This window comes from Microbacterium trichothecenolyticum (genome assembly GCF_041938625.1).
Classification (GTDB): domain Bacteria; phylum Actinomycetota; class Actinomycetes; order Actinomycetales; family Microbacteriaceae; genus Microbacterium; species Microbacterium trichothecenolyticum_D.
The window spans coordinates 747,724-765,866 of the sequence record NZ_CP169427.1; the positions used below are offsets into that span (position 1 = coordinate 747,724).

18 protein-coding genes are annotated in these 18,143 nt (G+C 70.9%); 13 read left to right on the forward strand and 5 right to left on the reverse strand.

Annotated elements, in window-relative coordinates; genetic code table 11:
* Positions 1 to 11 precede the first annotated feature (11 nt).
* The gene (locus ACEYYH_RS03445; protein ID WP_374976895.1) at positions 12 to 1,301 is read right to left on the reverse strand and encodes an ABC transporter substrate-binding protein; all 1,290 of its coding nucleotides are present in this window, start codon (positions 1,299 to 1,301) and stop codon (positions 12 to 14) included.
* A gap of 172 nt (positions 1,302 to 1,473) precedes the next feature.
* Here ACEYYH_RS03445 and ACEYYH_RS03450 point away from each other — a divergent pair, with 172 nt between their 5' ends.
* On the forward strand, positions 1,474 to 2,469 hold the full coding sequence (locus tag ACEYYH_RS03450; RefSeq protein WP_374976896.1) for a LacI family DNA-binding transcriptional regulator: 996 nt from the start codon (positions 1,474 to 1,476) through the stop codon (positions 2,467 to 2,469).
* A 2-nt stretch (positions 2,470 to 2,471) separates the two neighbouring features.
* Here the strand turns inward: ACEYYH_RS03450 and ACEYYH_RS03455 are convergent, their stop codons facing one another.
* Together ACEYYH_RS03455 and ACEYYH_RS03460 are read right to left on the reverse strand one after the other, a co-directional pair.
* Positions 2,472 to 3,641 carry an ROK family protein gene (locus tag ACEYYH_RS03455; RefSeq protein ID WP_374976897.1) on the reverse strand — a complete coding sequence of 390 codons (1,170 nt, stop codon included), beginning with the start codon at positions 3,639 to 3,641 and terminating at the stop codon, positions 2,472 to 2,474.
* Between the two features lie 84 nt (positions 3,642 to 3,725).
* The gene (locus ACEYYH_RS03460) at positions 3,726 to 4,007 is read right to left on the reverse strand and encodes a hypothetical protein (RefSeq protein WP_374976898.1); all 282 of its coding nucleotides are present in this window, start codon (positions 4,005 to 4,007) and stop codon (positions 3,726 to 3,728) included.
* Positions 4,008 to 4,366: 359 nt separating this feature from the next.
* On the opposite strand from ACEYYH_RS03460, the gene xylA reads away from it, so the two are divergent.
* The 6 genes from xylA (at position 4,367) to ACEYYH_RS03490 (ending at position 11,764) form a co-directional block, all read left to right on the forward strand.
* A complete protein-coding gene (gene xylA, locus ACEYYH_RS03465; RefSeq protein ID WP_374976899.1) occupies positions 4,367 to 5,557 on the forward strand; it encodes a xylose isomerase in 1,191 nt (396 codons plus the stop codon).
* A gap of 109 nt (positions 5,558 to 5,666) precedes the next feature.
* On the forward strand, positions 5,667 to 6,971 hold the full coding sequence (xylB, locus tag ACEYYH_RS03470) for a xylulokinase (RefSeq protein ID WP_374976900.1): 1,305 nt from the start codon (positions 5,667 to 5,669) through the stop codon (positions 6,969 to 6,971).
* A gap of 98 nt (positions 6,972 to 7,069) precedes the next feature.
* The gene (locus ACEYYH_RS03475; protein ID WP_374976901.1) at positions 7,070 to 8,695 is read left to right on the forward strand and encodes a LuxR C-terminal-related transcriptional regulator; all 1,626 of its coding nucleotides are present in this window, start codon (positions 7,070 to 7,072) and stop codon (positions 8,693 to 8,695) included.
* Positions 8,696 to 8,843: 148 nt separating this feature from the next.
* Positions 8,844 to 9,932, forward strand: coding sequence for a class I SAM-dependent methyltransferase (locus tag ACEYYH_RS03480; protein WP_374976902.1), 1,089 nt, complete (start codon positions 8,844 to 8,846; stop codon positions 9,930 to 9,932).
* A 121-nt stretch (positions 9,933 to 10,053) separates the two neighbouring features.
* Entirely contained in the window at positions 10,054 to 10,899 is an 846-nt protein-coding gene (locus ACEYYH_RS03485; RefSeq protein WP_374976903.1) for a transposase, read from the forward strand.
* Positions 10,900 to 10,966: 67 nt separating this feature from the next.
* Positions 10,967 to 11,764 (forward strand): GTP pyrophosphokinase family protein, encoded by a 798-nt coding sequence (locus ACEYYH_RS03490; protein ID WP_374976904.1) that lies wholly within the window; start codon positions 10,967 to 10,969, stop codon positions 11,762 to 11,764.
* 10 nt (positions 11,765 to 11,774) lie between these two features.
* On the opposite strand, the gene ACEYYH_RS03495 is transcribed toward ACEYYH_RS03490, so the two are convergent.
* A complete protein-coding gene (locus tag ACEYYH_RS03495; protein WP_374976905.1) occupies positions 11,775 to 12,365 on the reverse strand; it encodes a TetR/AcrR family transcriptional regulator in 591 nt (196 codons plus the stop codon).
* 64 nt (positions 12,366 to 12,429) lie between these two features.
* Between ACEYYH_RS03495 and ACEYYH_RS03500 the strand changes: the two genes are divergently transcribed.
* The 4 genes from ACEYYH_RS03500 (at position 12,430) to ACEYYH_RS03515 (ending at position 16,159) form a co-directional block, all read left to right on the forward strand.
* On the forward strand, positions 12,430 to 13,575 hold the full coding sequence (locus ACEYYH_RS03500; RefSeq protein WP_374976906.1) for a hypothetical protein: 1,146 nt from the start codon (positions 12,430 to 12,432) through the stop codon (positions 13,573 to 13,575).
* 22 nt (positions 13,576 to 13,597) lie between these two features.
* Complete coding sequence (locus ACEYYH_RS03505; RefSeq protein ID WP_374976907.1) at positions 13,598 to 14,800, forward strand: cation:proton antiporter; 1,203 nt, start codon at positions 13,598 to 13,600, stop codon at positions 14,798 to 14,800.
* Positions 14,797 to 15,282, forward strand: a complete 486-nt coding sequence (locus tag ACEYYH_RS03510) for a glutaminase (RefSeq protein WP_374976908.1) — start codon at positions 14,797 to 14,799, stop codon at positions 15,280 to 15,282. Before ACEYYH_RS03505 ends, ACEYYH_RS03510 begins: the two co-directional genes overlap by 4 nt.
* 76 nt (positions 15,283 to 15,358) lie before the next feature.
* Positions 15,359 to 16,159 (forward strand): TspO/MBR family protein, encoded by an 801-nt coding sequence (locus ACEYYH_RS03515; RefSeq protein ID WP_374976909.1) that lies wholly within the window; start codon positions 15,359 to 15,361, stop codon positions 16,157 to 16,159.
* Here ACEYYH_RS03515 and ACEYYH_RS03520 read toward each other — a convergent pair whose 3' ends face one another.
* Entirely contained in the window at positions 16,160 to 16,903 is a 744-nt protein-coding gene (locus ACEYYH_RS03520; protein WP_374976910.1) for a GMP synthase, read from the reverse strand.
* Positions 16,904 to 17,027: 124 nt separating this feature from the next.
* Between ACEYYH_RS03520 and ACEYYH_RS03525 the strand changes: the two genes are divergently transcribed.
* Entirely contained in the window at positions 17,028 to 17,645 is a 618-nt protein-coding gene (locus ACEYYH_RS03525; RefSeq protein WP_374976911.1) for an RNA polymerase sigma factor, read from the forward strand.
* Positions 17,635 to 18,102, forward strand: coding sequence for a hypothetical protein (locus tag ACEYYH_RS03530; RefSeq protein ID WP_374976912.1), 468 nt, complete (start codon positions 17,635 to 17,637; stop codon positions 18,100 to 18,102). Before ACEYYH_RS03525 ends, ACEYYH_RS03530 begins: the two co-directional genes overlap by 11 nt.
* The last annotated feature ends 41 nt before the right edge of the window (positions 18,103 to 18,143 follow it).

Below are 18,143 nucleotides of genomic sequence, written 5' to 3' on the forward strand. Positions count from 1 at the left end.
CGGAGTGTTCCTTATCCCTTCGCGCCGGCCGAGTTGGCGGCAGCGATCATCTCTTCGGGCGTGCTCTGGCCGGAGAGCATGTCGACCACGGCGACGTTGAGCGCGTTGCCGACGTTCTGCCCGAGGATGGTGTCGAGCCACTGCGAGACGAACGGGGCCGCGTTGTAGGCCTCGAGGATCTGCTGGAGGTAGGGCTCGGTGACCTCGGCCTGCGCAGCCTGGTTGACGGGCGGCGAGTTGAACGCCTTGTAGTACGCGGTCTGCTGAGCGTCCGAGGCGATGAAGTTGAGGAAGTCGACACACTCCTTGGGCGCCTGCGCGGAGCACGAGTAGCCGTCGAGGCCTCCCATCATCGAGCCCGGCTCGCCCTCACCGCCCGGCACCTCCGGGAACGGGTACCACGCCAGGTCGGGGAGAGGCTTCTCGTCGGGGGTGAGCGAGGCGATCACGCCCGGGTCCCATGCCCCCATCAGCTCGCCGCCCGCCTGGTGGTTGGCGACGAGGCCCGCCGAGCTGCCGGCGCCCTGCTGCGCGGACGTGGTGAGGAAGCCCTCGTTGAACGGCTCGGTCGCGGCGAAGTCCGCGAGGTCCTCGGCGGCCTTGAGCCAGCACGGGTCGCTGAAGTCCTTCGAGTCGCCGGTCTCCTCCACGGTCTTGGGGGAGCACTCGCGGAGGGCGAACCAGTAGAACCAGTGGGCCGCCGGCCATGCGTCCTTCGCGCCGAGCGCGAGCGGTGCGACGCCGGTGGCCTTCAGCTTGTCGTTCGCCGCGACGAGCTCGTCGATGGTGGTCGGCGTCTCAGTGATGCCTGCGGCGCTGTAGAGGTCCTGGCTGTAGAAGATGCCGCCGGGAAGCACCGACAGGGGCATCGCCCACACCTTGTCCTGGTAGGTCTCGGCCTTGAACGAGCCCTCGGAGATGTTCTCCTTCGCCTCGCCCTCGATCTTGCCCGTCAGGTCCATCAGCTGACCTGCCTGCACCATGGCGGCCATCTTGCCGCCGCCGCGCTGCAGGAAGATGTCCGGCGGGTCGCCCGCGTTGAGCGAGGTCTGCAGCTTGCCGTCCATGTCCTCGTTCTGGATCGACTGCATCTTGATCGTGACCCCGGGGTTCTCCTCCTCGAACGCGGCGATCGCGTCCTTCCAGAACTGCTGGCCGGGGCCTGTCGTCGAGTTCTGCCACAGCGTCATCTCGACGTTGCCGTCTGCGCTCTCGTCGGATCCGCCGGCACCGCAGCCGGCGAGCGCGAGCGCGCCGATGACCAGTGCTGCAGAACCCGCGAGGATTCTCTTGCCCATCATGTGATTCCCGTCTCTTCTTCGAGTGCACCTCTGCCGCGAGGTGCTGATGGTCGACGCGATCGGGTCGCGCACCGCCCGGCGTGCAGCCCGGGCGAGAAAAAGTCTGCGTCGACAACAAAACTCTTGTCAAACGTTTTCAATAACGGTTTCGAAGCCGTTATGATTCCGAGATATGAGCCGTCGTCCCACCATCACCGACGTCGCCGCAGCCGCAGGCGTGTCGGTCGCTACGGTCTCGAAGGCGGTGAACGGGCGCTACGGCGTGGCGAGCGAAACGGTGGATCGGGTCCTCGCCGTCGTGGCCGAGCTCGGGTACGAGTCGAGCCTCATCGCCAGCAGCATGCGGTCGCGCAAGACCGGTGTCATCGGCGTGCTGGTCGCCGACTTCGAGCCCTTCAGCGCCGAGATCCTCAAGGGCGTCGGCGAAGCGCTGCGCGACTCGCGGTACGACCTGCTCGCGTACTCGGGGTCCCACGGCGCGGCGGAGGGGTGGGAGCGGCGTTCGCTGTCGCGACTCAGCGGCACGCTCATCGACGGCGCCATCATGGTCACCCCCACGGTGGTGAACGTCGGGGCCGAGGTGCCGGTCGTCGCCATCGACCCGCACACAGGTCCTGCCGATCTGCCGACCGTCGAATGCGACAGCTTCGGAGGCGCGCTGCAGGCCACACGGTATCTCATCGAGCTCGGCCACTCGCGTATCGGCTTCATCGCCGGTCGCCGGGATCTGCGCTCGTCGATCGCGCGTGATGCCGGCTACCGGCGAGCGCTGGCCGACGCGGGCATCCCGCTCGACCCGGCGCTCGTCGGCTCGGGAAGCTACCAGCAGGACGCCGTCCGCGTGGCCGCGCTCGAGATGCTACGCCGCCCCGACCGGCCGACCGCGGTCTTCGCCGCCAACGACATCTCGGGCCTCGAGATCGTCAAGGTCGCGTCCGAGCTCGGCATCGATGTTCCCGGCGAGCTGTCGGTCATCGGATTCGACGACGTGCCCGAGGCGTCCCAGGCGACGCCGGCCCTCTCGACGGTGCGCCAGCCCATGCAGGTGCTCGGCGCCGAGGCGGTCGGAATGCTCCTGGGGCTCATGGAGGGCAGGGCGCCCGCGGTCACCCACGTGAAGCTGCCGACGCGCCTCGTGCCGCGGGACACCACCGCGCCGCCGCCGTGAGGTCAGCTCCGGGCGGCGCCGCCCGGATCCCGGAGCAATTCGGCGAAGGCGGCTTCGGCGGCCCCGATGAGAAGGCGATCCTCGGCCAGTGAGGCGACACGGATGAGGAGCTCTTCGCTGGTCGCCGACATGGTCTGCTCCCGCACCATGGCCCCGAGTCCCGGCATGTCGACCGCAGCGATGGTCGCGAGGAAGCCGCCGAGCACGACGATCGAGGGGTTGAGCGCATTCACGGCGTTGGCGAGCGCGGTCGAGAGGATGCGGCGCTGGCGCGCGACCTCCTCGGCTGCGGTCGGGCCGGCTGCGGCGACAGCCGCCGCCAGTGCGGGCTCGTCGGCGGTGTGGAGTCCGACGGCGGCGAGCAGCCGGGACCTGCTGACCTCATCCTCGAGGACGCCGTCGTCAGCGCGACGGTCTGTCGCCGACGCGATGCCAGGGCGGTTCTGCCCGAACTCGCCCGTGTAGCCGCCGGCACCGAGCAGGGGCTGCCCGTGCACGATGAGGCCGCCGCCGATGCCGCTGGCGCCGCCGTTGAGGTACACCACATCGTCGAAGCCGGCGGCGGCGCCGAAGAGGTGCTCGGCGATCGCGCCCAGAGTCGCGTCGTTGCCGGCGACGGTCGGCAGACCTGTGGCATCGGCGACGAGGTCGCGCACCGGGGCGTCCGCCCAGCGCAGGTGCGGGGCGTTGCGGACCAGTCCGTCCGCTGCCCTGACGAGCCCCGGCACGGCGAGGCCGACGCCGACGATGCGCGCGTCGGCGAGTTCGCCGGCCCGCCAGGTCTCGATGCGCTCGGCGATGAGCCGCGCCGTCTCATCCGGCGACAGCAAGTGGTCGAGTTCGATGCGCTCGCGGACCGGGATCCCGCGGTCCAGCCCCACAGTGGCGATCGTGAGGGCGTCGACCTCGGGGTTGGCGGCGATCGCCATCACGCGTGTGTCCGCGGCGACGACAGGGGAGGGGCGTCCGACACGACGCGACGGATCGGGTGCGCGCTCCACGACAAGGCCCTCGCGCACCAGCTCGCCCACGAGGTCGGCGATCGTCGACCGGTTGAGCCCGGTGGACTCGGTGAGTCGCGCGCGGGAGAGCGGGCCCTCGAGGTGTACGAGGCGCAGCAGTCGGGCCAGGTTGCGCTGACGCACGCCCTCGGCTGCCGACGGATCGCTCACCGTCTCACTGTAGGGGGCGGCGGCGCGACGCCCGGGATTTGTTGCGCGAGGCTCTAAACCGGCGACACCGCGCGGTTCTGAGGATCAGGCGGTCGGGCGCTCGGCGTCGGGTGGCGAGATCGCCTCGACCGCCACGGCGAAGTCGAGCGTCTGGAGCGCTTCGACAGCCCGGTCGTAGCGAGCGCCGGCGAGGGCGACGAACACCGCCCCGACGACGTCGATGAAGCCGACGGTCACTCCGGCGGCGCGGACCTCGTACCGATCGATGTCGATGCGCTCCCACCTGATGACCGAGTCGTCGGGCGCGGGGGGCGCCGGGCGTCTCGGCGGCAGATCGCGCAGAGGCGGTACGACGCGTGATCGCAACGCACTTCGCCGTGCGGGTGAGGACGGCCTCTCGAGCACCATTGGTGAGACTCCTCTCGTCGTGCCCCGAGCCTCCGCCTGGCGGGCGGCCCGCGCAGGGGGTGACGCAGGTGGGAAGGGCCGACTGGTGGCTGACGCCGACGTCGCTGCGAACCGGATCGCGTTCCCGAGATCATTGTCCGTCCTGTCTGCCGCGCATCGTGTTAATGCCCGATGAACTTCCTGTCACAACCGGACACCGCCGCCCGCGCAGGCACCGTTCGGCGGACCATTCCGTCTTGCCGGGCGCGAATCGTGGTGGACGCAGCATCCGTTCTGGTATAGGTTGTCGGCAGCAACATTTCTCGCGAAGGAGCGTCATGCCCACCCCCACCCGCGCCGACAAGTTCTCGTTCGGTCTCTGGACCATCGGCTACAACGGGACCGACCCCTTCGGCGGTCCGACCCGCAACCACCTGGACGTCGTGCACGCCGTCGAGAAGCTCGCCGAGCTCGGCGCCTACGGCCTCACCTTCCACGACGACGACCTGTTCGCGTTCGGGTCGACGGATGCCGAGCGCCAGACGCAGATCGACCGCCTGAAGGGCGCGCTCGACGACACCGGCCTCATCATCCCGATGGTGACCACCAACCTCTTCTCGGCCCCCGTCTTCAAGGACGGCGGCTTCACCTCCAACGATCGCCAGGTGCGCCGCTTCGCGCTGCGCAAGGTCTTCCGCCAGCTCGACCTCGGCGCCGAGCTCGGTGCCAAGACGTTCGTCATGTGGGGTGGCCGCGAAGGCGCCGAGTACGACTCGGCCAAGGACATCCGCGCCGCCCTCGAGCGCTACCGGGAGGCCGTGAACCTGCTCGGCGACTACGTCACCGACAAGGGCTACGACATCCGCTTCGCGATCGAGCCGAAGCCGAACGAGCCCCGCGGCGACATCCTGCTGCCCACGCTCGGTCACGCGATCGCGTTCATCGACTCGCTCGAGCGCCCCGAGCTCGTCGGCCTCAACCCCGAGGTCGGCCACGAGCAGATGGCGGGCCTGAACTTCGCCGCCGGCATCGCGCAGGCGCTGTACCACGGCAAGCTCTTCCATATCGACCTCAACGGCCAGCGCGGCATCAAGTACGACCAGGACCTCGTCTTCGGCCACGGCGACCTGCACAACGCGTTCGCGCTCGTCGACCTGCTCGAGAACGGCGGCCCCGGCGGCGTCCCCGCCTACGACGGCCCCCGTCACTTCGACTACAAGCCCTCGCGCACTGAGGATGAGACCGGTGTCTGGGACTCGGCCGCCGCGAACATGCGGACCTACCTGCTGCTCAAGGAGCGCGCCGCGGCCTTCCGCGCCGACCCCGAGGTGCAAGAGGCGCTCGCCGCCGCGAAGGTCGACGAGCTGTCGGTGCCGACCCTCAATGCGGGCGAGTCGTACGACGACTTCCTCGCCGACCGCTCGGCCTACGAGGACTTCGACCCGTCGGTGTACCTGGGTGGCAAGGGCTTCGGCTTCGTCCGCCTGCAGCAGCTCGCGACCGAGCACCTGCTCGGCGCCCGCGGCTGACACATCCGTTCCTGACCGCGAGAGTACAGCTGACGGACGAGAGGTAGGGAAGTTCCCCACCTCTCGGCGACCAGCTGTACTCTCGCGGTCATCTCGAGGAGGAGTAGCGATGACGCTCGTCATGGGTGTCGACTCGTCGACGCAGTCGTGCAAGGTCGTGATCACGGATGCTGCGACCTCGGCCGTCGTCCGGCAGGGGCGCGCGTCGCACCCTGACGGCACCTCGGTCGACCCCGAGGCCTGGTGGACGGCGCTGCAGGCGGCGATCACCGACGCGGGCGGGATCGACGACGTCGCGGCGTGGGCGATCGGCGGGCAGCAGCACGGCATGGTCGCGCTCGACGCCGAGGGGCGCGTCGTGCGCGATGCGCTGCTGTGGAACGACACCCGCTCGGCGCAGGCGGCCGCCGACCTCACGGGCGAGTTCGGCGCCGACGAGCTCGCGCGGCGGACGGGCCTCGTCCCCGTAGCGTCGTTCACCATCACCAAGCTCCGGTGGCTGCGCGACAACGAGCCCGAGAGCGCGGCGCGGGTCGCCGCCGTCGCCCTGCCGCACGACTGGCTGACGTGGCGGCTGCGAGGGTTCGGGCCCGAAGGTGAATCGCCCCGCGGCCCCGTGCTCGACGAGCTCGTCACCGACCGCTCGGACGCCTCGGGCACCGGCTACTGGAACCCCGCCACGGACGGCTACGACCGCGACCTCCTCATCGCCGCCCTCGGCCACGACGCCGTGCTCCCGCGCGTGCTCGGACCGTACGAATGGGTCACGGATGCCGCGGCCCGGCGCGTCGGCGGCGGCGCCGGCGACAACGCGGGCGCGGCGCTGGGACTCGGGGCCGGTCCCGGCGACGTGGTGGTGTCGATCGGCACCAGCGGCACCGTCTTCGCGGTGAGCGAGGATCGCACGATCGACCCCACGGGCACGGTCGCGGGCTTCGCGGACTGCACCGGCCGGTTCCTGCCGCTCGTCGCCACGCTCAACGCCGCGCGCGTGCTCGACGCGATCGGGCGGGTGCTCGGCGTCGACCACGCCGAGCTGTCGCGGCTGGCACTCGCTGCCGAGCCGGGCGCCGCCGGGCTCACCCTCGTGCCGTACTTCGAGGGCGAACGCACCCCGAACCTTCCCGACGCGACCGCTTCGCTCATGGGCATGACGCTCGCCTCGACGACGCGCGAGAACCTCGCGCGCGCCGCGGTCGAGGGCATGCTCTCGGGGCTCGCCGCCGGGCTCGAGGCGCTGCGCGGCCTCGGCGTGCCGCTCGAGCGGGCACTGCTCGTCGGGGGCGGCGCCCAATCCGAGGCGGTGCGCGAGATCGCGCCGCTCGTGCTGGGTCTGCCGGTGGAGGTGCCCGAGTCGGGTGAGTACGTGGCTCTCGGCGCCGCGCGGCAAGCAGCATCCGTCCTCGCGTCCTGACCAGAGGGGAAGCGCGGACCGAATCATGCAGACCGCCGTCCCGGCCTGCAGGGCACGGCCGCCCCGCCCCGACGCGGTGACGGCGGTACGATTCCGGCATGGCGGACGAGACCGCCGTGCTGGAGCGAGCACGGACGGCATATCGGTCCGGTGACTGGGAGGCGGCGCGGGAGGCGTTCGAGGGGGCCTGCCGCACAGCCGAGGCCACCGGGGCCGACCTGCGTGCGCTCGCGTCGTGCGAGTGGTGGCTGGGCCGTCAGGACGCCTGCCTCCAGCACCTCGAGTCCGCGTTCCGCATGCTCTCCGACGAGGGCGAGGCGATGGGCGCTGCCGAGACGGCCCTCGTCATCGCACTGGTGCGCCTGACGCGCGCAGAGATGACCGTCGGGACTGCCTGGGTGCGACGAGCGCGCCGCATCCTCGCGGATCTTCCCGACGGACGGGGGCATGCGTACGAGGTGAGCTTGAGCGCGAGCATGGACCTCGACGGAACGGGGATCCTCTGGCCGGCCGAGAGCGTGTCGCGCATGCAGGAGCTTGCCGCTGTGCTGCGGCTTCCCGAAGTGTCTGCACTCAGTTCCGTCGTATCGGGCATGCACGCGATCCGCGGGGGCCGTACCTCCGAGGGTTTCGCCCTGCTCGACGAGGCCATGCTGTGCGTCGTGTCGGACGATGTCATGCCCGAGTGGGCGGGCGACGTCATGTGCACCACCATCCACGTGTGCCATGAGCTCGCCGATTTCCGCCGCATGGCCGATTGGACCCGCGCCACCGAAGAGTGGTGCGCATCGCGCGGCGCGGACGTCGTCTACGCCGGCGTCTGCCGCGTGCACCGGCTCGAGCTGCAGTCGGCGAGCGGGGAATGGGATGCTGCGGAGGCGGCGCTGCAGCGCGCGTGCGACGATCTGAGCTCCGACCATCCGTGGGTGGCCGGCGAGGGCTGGGCTCAGGTGGGTGAGATCCGCCGGCTGCGAGGGGACGCTGCCGGAGCGCGTGATGCCTACGGCCGGGCGCGGTCGGCGGGCGTCGATCCCGTCCCGGGCGAGGCGCTGCTCGTGCTCGCGGAAGGTGACGCCGAGCGCGCCGAGGCGATGATCGCGGCATCCCTCGTTCGACGCGACCGGATGGGACGGGCCCGGTTGCTGCGCCCCGGCGTCGAGATCGCGCTCGCGACCGGGCGGCTCGAGGAAGCGCAGCGTCGGCTCGAGGAACTCCAGGAGGACGCCCAGGACTTCGGCAGCGACGGGTTCCGCGCCTGGGCGGCGCACGCCACGGGCATGATCTTGGTGCACGCGGGCGACGCAGACGGCGCGATCAGTCGGCTGCACGCCGCCCTCGACCTCTTCCGACGGCTGCGGCAGCCGTGGGAGCAGGCGAACGTCCTGAGCTGGCTCGCGTCCGCCCACGACCTGCGCGGCGAGATCGCACTCGCCGCCCGGCTGCGCGAGGACGCCGGGGTGATCTTCGAGCGCCTGGGCGCGCCGCCCGTCGTCGTCCGGCAGATGTCGAGCCCGTCGGACGACGGCCCGCTGACGGCGCGAGAGAAGCAGATCGTCGAGCTCGTGGCGGAAGGCAAGGCCAACCGGCAGATCGCCGAGGAACTCTTCATCAGCGAGAAGACGGTGAGCAGGCATCTCGCGAACGTGTACGTCAAGCTCGATGTCGGGTCGCGCACCGCGGCGGCCGCGTGGTGGCACGAGCACGCCGGGCGGCGCGTCCGCTGAACCGGACCTGACCGGCACCTCCTGCGCGGTGTGCATCGAATGGTGCAGAGCCGTCCGGAGAATTGCGCGATCCTGCCGACGCGCGCGCCTGCGCGCGCTTCGTACCGTCGCCTGTAGCAACCGATGGTGCCTCACGAAGGAGACGGCAATGTCCACGATCACGATCACCGAGACCTCACAGGACGCGACCACCGCGTTCGCGGATCGGATGATGAGCGCCACACTCGGGTGGGTCGACCTCATGGCCGTCCATCTGGGTTCTCAGCTCGGCTGGTACGCAGAGCTCGCCACGGGCGACGGCGTCACAGCGGGCGAACTCGCGCAGCGCACGCGCACCGACGCCAGGTACGCCCGCGAATGGCTGGAACAGCAGGCCGCGACCGGCATCCTGAGTGCCGAAGAGGGCACGGATGCCTCCTCCCGGCGCTTCCGCCTCGCTCCCGGGGTCGCCGAGGTGCTGCTCGACCGCAGCAGCCTGTCGTACCTCGAGCCCCTCGCACGCATGGCTGCGTCCGCAGCCGTGCAACTCGACGCGCTGCTGGACGCCTACCGCACGGGCGGCGGGGTGAGCTGGGAGCAGCTCGGCGAGCATGCGCGCGAGTCGCAGGCCGACATGAACCGTCCCTGGTTCGACCAGCTGCCCTCGCTGTTCGCCGGAAACGAGCGCATCCACGAGGTCCTGCGTCGCTCGACCGCTCGCATCGCCGATCTCGGCGCCGGCGGCGGGTGGTCGTCGATCGCACTCGCGCAGGCGTATCCGCACCTGCGCGTCGTCGGGTTCGACATCGACGAGCCGTCGGTCGAGGCCGCGAGGCGAAACGCCGCCGCGGCCGGAGTCGCCGATCGCGTCGAGTTCCTGCTCTGCGACGCCGCGCTCGTGGCCGAGCACGGGCCCTTCGACGCCGTCTTCGCCTTCGAGTGCCTGCACGACATGCCCCATCCCGTGGACGTGCTGGCGTCCGCGCGCGGCGCGGTGAGCGAGGACGGGATCGTCGTGATCATGGACGAGGCCACCGAGGAGCACTTCACCGCCGACGCGAGCGAGCTCGAGCGGCTGCTGTACGGGTTCAGCCTGTTCGTCTGCCTGCCCGACGGGCTGTCGCACCGGCCCAGCGCCGGGACCGGCACCGTGATGCGTCCGTCCACGCTGCGCGGGTACGCGCGTTCGGCCGGGTGGAGCGACATCCGCGTCCTCATCCCGGAGTTCGGGCTGTGGCGCTTCTACGAGATCGTCTGAGGCGCGGCATCCATCGTCGCGTGGTTCGCAACTCAGGATGGATCCCGGAGACCAGCCGATCTGCGGCACCCGGGAGACAACCATCCTGAGTTGCGGACCTGTCGTGCGTGAGAATGGGCGCATGCCGCAGACCGACGTTGACGGAGAGCTCGACGCGATCGCGGCCGAGCTCTACGCCCTGCCGCCGGCGGAGTTCACGGCCGCGCGCAACGCGCGCGCCGGGCTGGCGGCGCCGGCGCTCGCCCAGCGGCTCAAGGCCCTGCGCAAGCCCACCGTCTCGGCGTGGGCCGTGAACCTGCTGGCGCGCGACGGCCAGCTCGCCGACGCGGTGGAGCTGTCGGCAGCCCTCCGCGAAGCACAGGACGACCTCGACGCCGCCGAGCTGTCGCGCCTGAGCCGGCATCGGCGTCAGCTGGTGGCCGCCCTCGCGAAGCAGGCGGTCGGGCTCGCCGAAGAGGCGGGGGGCACCTTGAGCGCGGCGGCGCGTGACGACGTGGCGGCGACGATCAATGCGGCGGTGATGGATGCTGCGGCCGCCGCCGCCGTCCTCACCGCGCGGCTCGTCAAGCCGCTGGAGGCCGGCGACATCGACCCGGCCGCGCTCACCGATGCCGTCGGCGGCTCCCTGCCCGGGGCCGTGGCGCCGCCACCCCGCGACGACCTCGCCGAACGCCGCGCCCGCAAGGCGGCCGAGAAGGCGGCACGCGAGGCCGAGCGACTCGCGAACGAGGCCGAGCGCGAGCTTGCGCGCGTGGACGCGCGCCGCGCGAAGGCGCAGGAGCGGGTCGCCCACGTGCGCGAGCGCATCGACGACCTCCGCCGCGACCTCGCCGCCCTCGAAGCCGACGAGCACGCCGCGGTCGAGAAACTCGATGCGGTCGAGGGTGAAAGGTCCGAGGCGGCGGCGAAGGCCCGCGACGCCGCGCAGGCATCGGAGCGCGCGCAGCGGGCCCTCGACGACGTCTGATCGACGCGGGGGCGCAGCATCCGTTGCTCACAGGACTCTCGTAGAACTGCCGCATAGCGTGAACGGCATGGCGACTCCCGCACCTCTGGTGACCGCGACGGCGTCCGACGAGGGCGAGATCACGGTCTCACCGAGCGAGCTGCGGGAGCTGAGGGACGAGCTGCAGCGCTTCATGATGGAGTACCGCTTCGGCCTGCAGGAGGTCGAGACGAAGATCGGCATCCTGCGCGACGAGTTCCTGCTGACGCACGACTACAACCCGATCGAGCACGTCTCGAGCCGTGTGAAGTCGCCGGACAGCCTCGTCGAGAAGGTGCAGCGCAAAGGCATCGACGGGGATTTCGCCTCGATCCGCCGCAACATCACCGACATCGCCGGCATCCGCATCACGTGCAGCTTCACCGCCGACGTGTACCGCCTCTTCGACCTGCTGAGCACGCAGGACGACGTGCGCGTGCTCCAGGTGAAGGACTACATCGCGACGCCGAAGTCCAACGGGTACAAGAGCCTGCACGCGATCCTCGAGGTGCCGGTGTTCCTCTCGACCGGTCGGATCAATGTTCCGGTCGAGGTGCAGTTCCGCACCATTGCGATGGACTTCTGGGCGAGCCTCGAGCACAAGATCTACTACAAGTACGCGACGCGTGTGCCCGACGAGCTGCTCGAGAGCCTCAAGGACGCGGCCGAGACCGCCGCCGAGCTCGACGCCCGCATGGAGCGCCTGCACCGCGAGATCCGCGGCGGCAGTGCCGGCCAGACCGCGCCCGTGGCCGTCCGCGAGATCACGGCGGTCGCGGCTCCGGCCGAGACGGCTCCGGATGCTGCGCCCCCGCGCAGCGGCGACGCCCAGGTCCGCCCGGTCTGAGCCGGCGGGGTCAGCTCGCGAGGACGGCGGCGGCGCCCTCGAGGTACTCCTCGACCGTGCGCGGGCCGAATACCGCCGTGTTCGCGATGTACCCCTGGGCCAGGGCCGCGATGGACCGCGCGGTCTCGGCGGCGAGGGACGCGGCATCCGTGTCGTCCGAAGCCTGCGTGCGCGCCCACGGTCCGATCGCGAGGGCCAGAGAGGCGCGCAGGTGGCCGGCCGTGCCGAGCAGCTGATCCTGCAGGCCCGGCTCGACCATGGCCTCGCCCCAGAACTGCAGGACGAGCGAAGGTGACAGTCCCTCCTCGGCGAACACGGAGAGCAATCCCTGCAGTGCCTGCCGAGGCGTCACGACCTGACCGCTCGTGCCGGCCGCCTCCAAGGCGTCGATGCGGGGGAGGAGGAAGCGGCCGACGACGTACCGGGCGAGCTCGGCCTTGTTCGAGAAGTGCGAGTAGATCGCGCCTGTCGAGAGGCCCGACTCCTCGACGATGTCGGCGATCGAGGTGTCGCGCACGCCCTTGCGGGTCAGAACGCGCAATGCCGCGCGGGCGATCTCGTCGCGGCGGGCCTCGCGATACTCCTTCGACACCTTGGGCATGGAAACAGAATAGCCATTCTGTTATTCTCGCAAACAGAATCTCCATTCTTTTTAGGAGGACGCGATGAACGCTCATCGTGAACCAGCCGCTCGTGACGCCGCCCCCGCTCGCCCGACCCGATGGGGCATCGCAGCCCTGTTCGGCGTGGTCGGTGCGCTCGTCGTCGGGATCGTCGTGATGGCGTTCGTGTGGCCGGCGGCCACGTCGCAGCCGCAGAACCTGCCCGTCGGCATCTCCGGGCCGGCCGAGGCCGTCACCGCCGTCGAGGACAGGCTCGCCGAGCAGGACCCGGCGCCCTTCGACCTGCACGAGGTCGATTCTCGTGACGACGCGGTCACCCGGATCGAGGACCGCGAGCTGTACGGCGCGATCCTGCTGGGCGAGACGCCGGAGGTGCTCATCGCGACCGCGGCGAGCCCCGCGTCGGCCGCCGCTCTCCGGAACGTCGCCACCCAGCTCCAGCTCCAGATCGACGACGCCGCCCAGAGCGCACTCACGGATCAGCTCACCGCGATCGTCGGCGCCCTGAAGTCCGGCCAGCCGCCGCAGCTTCCCGACGCGGCGGCCCCGGGCGGGGCCTCCGAGGTCCCGACCGTGCAGGTCACCGACCTCGTGCCGCTCGCCGAGGGCGATGCGACGGGCGCGGGGCTCGCAGCATCCGTGTTCCCGCTGGTGCTGGGCGGCATGATCGGCGGCATCCTGCTCTCGCTGCTGGTGCAGGGCGTCGTGCGGCGGCTCGTCGGGCTGGTGGTGTTCGGCATCGCCGCGGGCGCGGCCATCACGCTCGTGATGCAGACGTGGTTCGGCATCATCCAGGGCGACTGGGCGCTCAACGCGGCGGTGATCGGGCTCGGCGTGACGGCGACCTCGGCGCTCATCGTGGGGCTCGCGGCGGTCATGGGCCCGGCCGGAATCGCGGTCGGAGCCGTGATCACCATGCTCATCGCCAACCCGATGGCCGGTGCCGCCGCGCCGCCGCAGTTCCTGCCCGAGCCCTGGGGTGCGGTCGGCCAGTGGTTCGTGCCGGGCGCATCGGCGACGCTGCTGCGGTCGGTCGTGTACTTCCCGGATGCCGCCACCGCTGTGCCGTGGCTGACTCTGGCTGCGTGGCTGGTCGGCGGCGTGATCCTCGCCGTCATCGGGCACCGGCGCACCCGGGCCGAGCTCACGCCGCCCGCGGAGCAACTCGAGGCGGCCCCGGTCGGGTGACCCGGCTGGCTAGTCTGTTCGGGTGGACGGTCTCACACCCGCGACGCTTCTGCTGATCCCGCTGATGGCCGTGCTCGCGCCGCTCCTGGCGCGAGGACTCGGGCACTGGATCCGCGTGCCGGTCGTGGTGTTCGAGCTCGTGCTCGGCATCCTGATCGGCCCGGCGGTGCTCGGATGGAGCGGGCCGCACCCGTTCCTCGACACACTGGCGAACTTCGGTCTGGCCATGCTGTTCTTCGTTGCCGGCACCGAGATCGAGTTCGGATCGTTCCGCGGTCGTCTCGGGCGCCGTGCGTCGTTCGGCTGGCTGATCAGCCTCGCCGCGGGCATCGCCGCCGGCTGGCTGCTCGCGCCGGGCGAGGCCGCCATCGTGATCGGCGTCGCACTGTGCTCGACGGCGCTGGGCACGCTCCTGCCGATCCTGCGAGACGCCGGCGAGCTGCGCACCCCGTTCGGTCGGGCCGTGGGTGCGATCGGCGCGATCGGCGAGTTCGGCCCGCTCATCGCGATCTCGATCTTCCTCGGCGGGCGTGAACCGGGCCTGTCCACCATCGTGCTCGTGCTCTTCGCCCTATTCGCCGGATTCGCCATCTGGCTCGCCTTCCGGGTGCCGCGCGGCGCGATGCATTCGTTCGTGAGCTCGACGCTGCACACGTCGGGACAGTTCGCGATCCGCGTGGTGTTCGTGATCCTCGCGGCCCTCGTCGCGCTCAGCGTCATCCTCGACCTCGACATGCTGCTCGGGGCCTTCACTGCCGGCATCATCTGGCGCCTCCTCATGCGGGACGCCTCCGAGCACGACCGTCACGCCGTGGAGAGCAAGATCGAGGGCGTCGCCTTCGGCTTCCTCGTGCCGATCTTCTTCATCTACACCGGCATCACCTTCGACCTGCAGTCGCTGCTCGACGACCCGGTGCTGTTCTGGCTCGTGCCCGTGGTGCTCGTCGCGCTCTTCGTGGTCCGCGGGCTGCCGTCGACCCTCGCGGCGCCCGAGGGGTCGTCCCGCCGTGAGCGCCTCTCGATCGCGCTCCTGGGGGCCACCGGGCTCCCCATCATCGTCGCCGTGACCCAGATCGGCGTGGATGAGAAGATCCTCGACACCACGCAGCAGACCGTGCTGGTCGCCGGCGGCATGCTGTCGGTGCTGCTGTTCCCGCTCGTCGGCATGGCCTTGCGCGGCGAGCGACTGAAGGCGAGCCCGTCCCTCCTGGACGACATGGCGTGAGCACACTCGAGATCCTCGACGCCGCGCGCTCGCGGCTCGCCGACGCACCCCGCGAGGCGCTCGGCGAGCTGGTCGTCCCGAAGCGGTTCCTCGGGGTGGCGCGCGCGCCGCGCATCGAGCGCCGTGGGGCGGCGTGGCACCTCGGGGTGCTGCTGCTCACCGACGACGCCGTCTTCGCGACCGGCGACATCCTCCGCGCCCGTCAGGAGGCCCGTCGCGGCTACACCGCCGAGTCGCAGCGGCACCGCGCCGAGCTCGCCGCCGCCGCGCGCCGCGGCGGCTTCGCGGAGGGCGAGACCGTGCACATCGGATGGCGGATGCTGCAGCCCGGCGCGGTCGACAGGGGCGAGGCATCCGCTCCGCTGTTCCCTGCCGATGGCGTGCCCAGCGTGAGGTGGAGCGCCGCCGGGGGACTCATGCCCCTCGAGGCGTATCTCTCGGAGCGGGTCGCCCTGCTGCTCGACCCCCCGCGCGGTGCGTGAGGCGGCTCGATAACCGCCGCGAGACCTCCTGTCAAGAGCCCTCACCGAGGGCTGACGCCCGGCCTACCGTGTCGGTATGACCGCCAAGGACCTCGCCCGGCAGATCATCGTCATCAGCGCGTTCTGCTTCATGATCATCGCCGCGATGGTCGGCACCGGACTGTTCGGCGGCACGCCCGTGCAAGATCTGCAGGACGGCGCGCTCGACCAGGACGGCTCGTACCTGGCACCGGCGCGACCCGCCTTCTCGATCTGGACCGTGATCTACCTCGGCCTGTTCGCGTACACGGTGTGGCAGGCGTTGCCGCGCCAGCGCGGCAGCGAGCGGCAGCGAGCGCTCGGGTACCTTATCGCGGGCACGATGGCGCTCAACGGCCTGTGGCTCGTGACGGCCCAGTTCGGCTCGCTCCCGCTCACGGTGCTCGCGATCATCGTGCTGCTGGCGATCCTGGGTGTCACGTTCAGCCGCACCGTCGTCGAGCCCGCCGACGGCTGGGCCGACCGGCTGCTCGTCGACGGGGTAACGGGCCTGCATCTCGGCTGGGTGACGCTCGCGACTGTCGCGAACATCGCGGCGTGGCTGACGGCCGTCGGCTCGCCGGACTGGGAGTCGTCGGCGGATCTGTGGGGTGTCGTCGTGCTGATCGCCGTCGCCGTCATCGGACTCGGGATCGAGATCGCGAGCCGCTGGCGGCTCGGGCCCGCGCTCGCGCTCGCATGGGGGCTGGTCTGGCTCGCGGTCGGCCGACTCGAGGGCATGCCGCACAGCACCGCGATCGGGGTGACGGCGATCATCGTCGCCGCCGTGATCCTCGGTGCCGCGCTGATCGGCACGGCCGCGCGCGAGATGACGGCGGTCCGCAACGCCGAGGTGTGATCAGCCGGCCGCGAAGCGGTCGGCGAACGCCCGCAGCAGACGCGTGGGTTCCGTGACGGATGCCGCGAGCACGCGTCCGGCGATGGCGTCGAAGTCCGCCGAATCGAAGTAGCCGTCGTCGCGGTAGACCGCCATGCGCTCGGTGAACGCCTTCGTGGTCGGCTCGGGGTGGAACTGGGTCGCGTAGAGGCGGTCGCCCACGCGGTACGCCTGGACGGGGCATCCGTCGTTCCTCGCCAGCAGGACCGCACCGGGCGGCAGGCTCTCGGTCCCCTCCTTGTGGGCGGTGAGCGCCGTGAAGCGGTTGGCGAGAGCACCGAACAGCGGGTCGGACGAGGCCTGCTTCGTGAGCTGCACCGCGACGGGGCCGGTGTCTTCGGGGAAGGCGCGGCTCACCGTGCCCCCGAGCGTGCGCGTGGCGATGCCGATGCCGTAGCACGTGAAGAGTGCGGCCGGCCCGTCGCCCGTCGCTGTGCGTTCCGCGATCCGAGCGAGGCCCGCCTCGAGGCGCCGCTGCGCGTCGGTCTTCGTCGATTCGGGGTCGGTGACGTTGAACGGGCTGCCGCCTACGAGAAACCCGGCGTAGCGGTCGAACACGTCGTCGGGGAGCGGTTCGCGCACCAGGTCGAGATGGTCGAGGCGGCTCTCCTCGAGGTGCATCGCGGTGCGGAAGGACTCGTATTCGGCGGCCGCCGCACCCAGCTGCGGGCGCACGCAGACGTAGAGCAGCGGCGCGGTCGTCATGCACGCAGTCTAGGTCTCCGCTCGGCCGAGCTGGGAGACGGCCGAAACCGTGGGTATTCGCACGGTATCCGTGTATCAAACCCGCACTATCGCGCTCGGGCATGGTGTGGACAGAATGGGCGCTATGACGCAGGCTGGCGCCGAACCATCCGTCGACTCCGTGGAGCCGGCGCGATGGGAGCGCGCGGCCGCACTCTTCGTGCGGTGGCGTGAAGGGGACAGCCGTGCGATGGATGAACTCGTCCGCCTGATGACGCCGCCGCTCTGGCACGTCGTGAGGGCGTACGGGCTCGATCATGCGTTGGCGCAGGACGTCGTGCAGACGACCTGGCTGACGCTCGTGCGCCGTCACGAGACCATCAACGACCCCCTCGCGGTGTCGGGATGGCTCACGATGTGCGCGCGCCGTGAGGCGTGGCGAGTCGGCAAACAGCATCGGCGTGCCGATGCCACGGAGGCCGAGTCGCTCGAACCGCACCTTCCGGTCCACGAATCCGCCGAGCAGACCGCCGCGCAGGACGACGAGACCCGTCGCCTCTGGACTGCGGTGGCGACGCTCAACGACCGATGCCAGCGCCTGCTGCGGATCGTCGCGTTCGAGGACCGCCCCGACTATGCCCGCATCGCCGAAGATCTCGCGATGCCCATCGGATCGATCGGACCGACCCGCCAGCGCTGCCTCGCAAAGCTACGCGCCGTACTCGAGGGAGACGGATGGAGAGGTGACGACGATGGAAACTGAAGACTTTGCGGCCGACGCCGCGCTCTTCGCACGGATGCGGCGCATGTGGGAGGACGTCGATCCTGTGCCCGCCGACCTGATCGACCAGATGGTCGCCGCGGTCGCCGTCGAGGACCTGTCGCGGGAGTACGCCCTCCTGACGCTCGTCGAGGGGACGTTCGCCGCCGTGCGCGGCGAGACCGACACCGCGACGCTGCAGTTCAGCGACGGGACGACCACTGTGCTGCTGCACGTGACCGCCACCGAGGACGGCGGCAGGCGGGTGGATGGGTGGGTGGATGCTGCGGCCCTCGCCATCCGCCTCATCCAGGGCGACCGCGAGTGGTCGGCCGAACCGGGCGAGCACGGACGCTTCGCCTTCGACGAGGTCACGCCCGGGATGGCGCGGCTTCGCCTGGTGGTGCGCGACGCCGACGGTGCGCTGCGCGACTTCCAGACCCCGCAGTTCGAAGTCTGACAACCAGTTCGAGATACGAGAACGGATGCCGCGGCCTGGGG

What these genes read in the sequence shown, in the direction of transcription:
- ACEYYH_RS03445 (WP_374976895.1), bottom strand. Translation starts at nt 1,301, where the DNA reads ATGATGGGCAAGAGAATCCTCGCGGGTTCTGCAGCACTGGTCATCGGC.
- ACEYYH_RS03450 (WP_374976896.1), top strand. Translation starts at nt 1,474, where the DNA reads ATGAGCCGTCGTCCCACCATCACCGACGTCGCCGCAGCCGCAGGCGTG.
- xylA (WP_374976899.1), top strand. Translation starts at nt 4,367, where the DNA reads ATGCCCACCCCCACCCGCGCCGACAAGTTCTCGTTCGGTCTCTGGACC.
- xylB (WP_374976900.1), top strand. Translation starts at nt 5,667, where the DNA reads ATGACGCTCGTCATGGGTGTCGACTCGTCGACGCAGTCGTGCAAGGTC.
- ACEYYH_RS03475 (WP_374976901.1), top strand. Translation starts at nt 7,070, where the DNA reads ATGGCGGACGAGACCGCCGTGCTGGAGCGAGCACGGACGGCATATCGG.
- ACEYYH_RS03480 (WP_374976902.1), top strand. Translation starts at nt 8,844, where the DNA reads ATGTCCACGATCACGATCACCGAGACCTCACAGGACGCGACCACCGCG.
- ACEYYH_RS03485 (WP_374976903.1), top strand. Translation starts at nt 10,054, where the DNA reads ATGCCGCAGACCGACGTTGACGGAGAGCTCGACGCGATCGCGGCCGAG.
- ACEYYH_RS03490 (WP_374976904.1), top strand. Translation starts at nt 10,967, where the DNA reads ATGGCGACTCCCGCACCTCTGGTGACCGCGACGGCGTCCGACGAGGGC.
- ACEYYH_RS03495 (WP_374976905.1), bottom strand. Translation starts at nt 12,365, where the DNA reads ATGCCCAAGGTGTCGAAGGAGTATCGCGAGGCCCGCCGCGACGAGATC.
- ACEYYH_RS03500 (WP_374976906.1), top strand. Translation starts at nt 12,430, where the DNA reads ATGAACGCTCATCGTGAACCAGCCGCTCGTGACGCCGCCCCCGCTCGC.
- ACEYYH_RS03515 (WP_374976909.1), top strand. Translation starts at nt 15,359, where the DNA reads ATGACCGCCAAGGACCTCGCCCGGCAGATCATCGTCATCAGCGCGTTC.
- ACEYYH_RS03520 (WP_374976910.1), bottom strand. Translation starts at nt 16,903, where the DNA reads ATGACGACCGCGCCGCTGCTCTACGTCTGCGTGCGCCCGCAGCTGGGT.
- ACEYYH_RS03525 (WP_374976911.1), top strand. Translation starts at nt 17,028, where the DNA reads ATGACGCAGGCTGGCGCCGAACCATCCGTCGACTCCGTGGAGCCGGCG.
- ACEYYH_RS03530 (WP_374976912.1), top strand. Translation starts at nt 17,635, where the DNA reads ATGGAAACTGAAGACTTTGCGGCCGACGCCGCGCTCTTCGCACGGATG.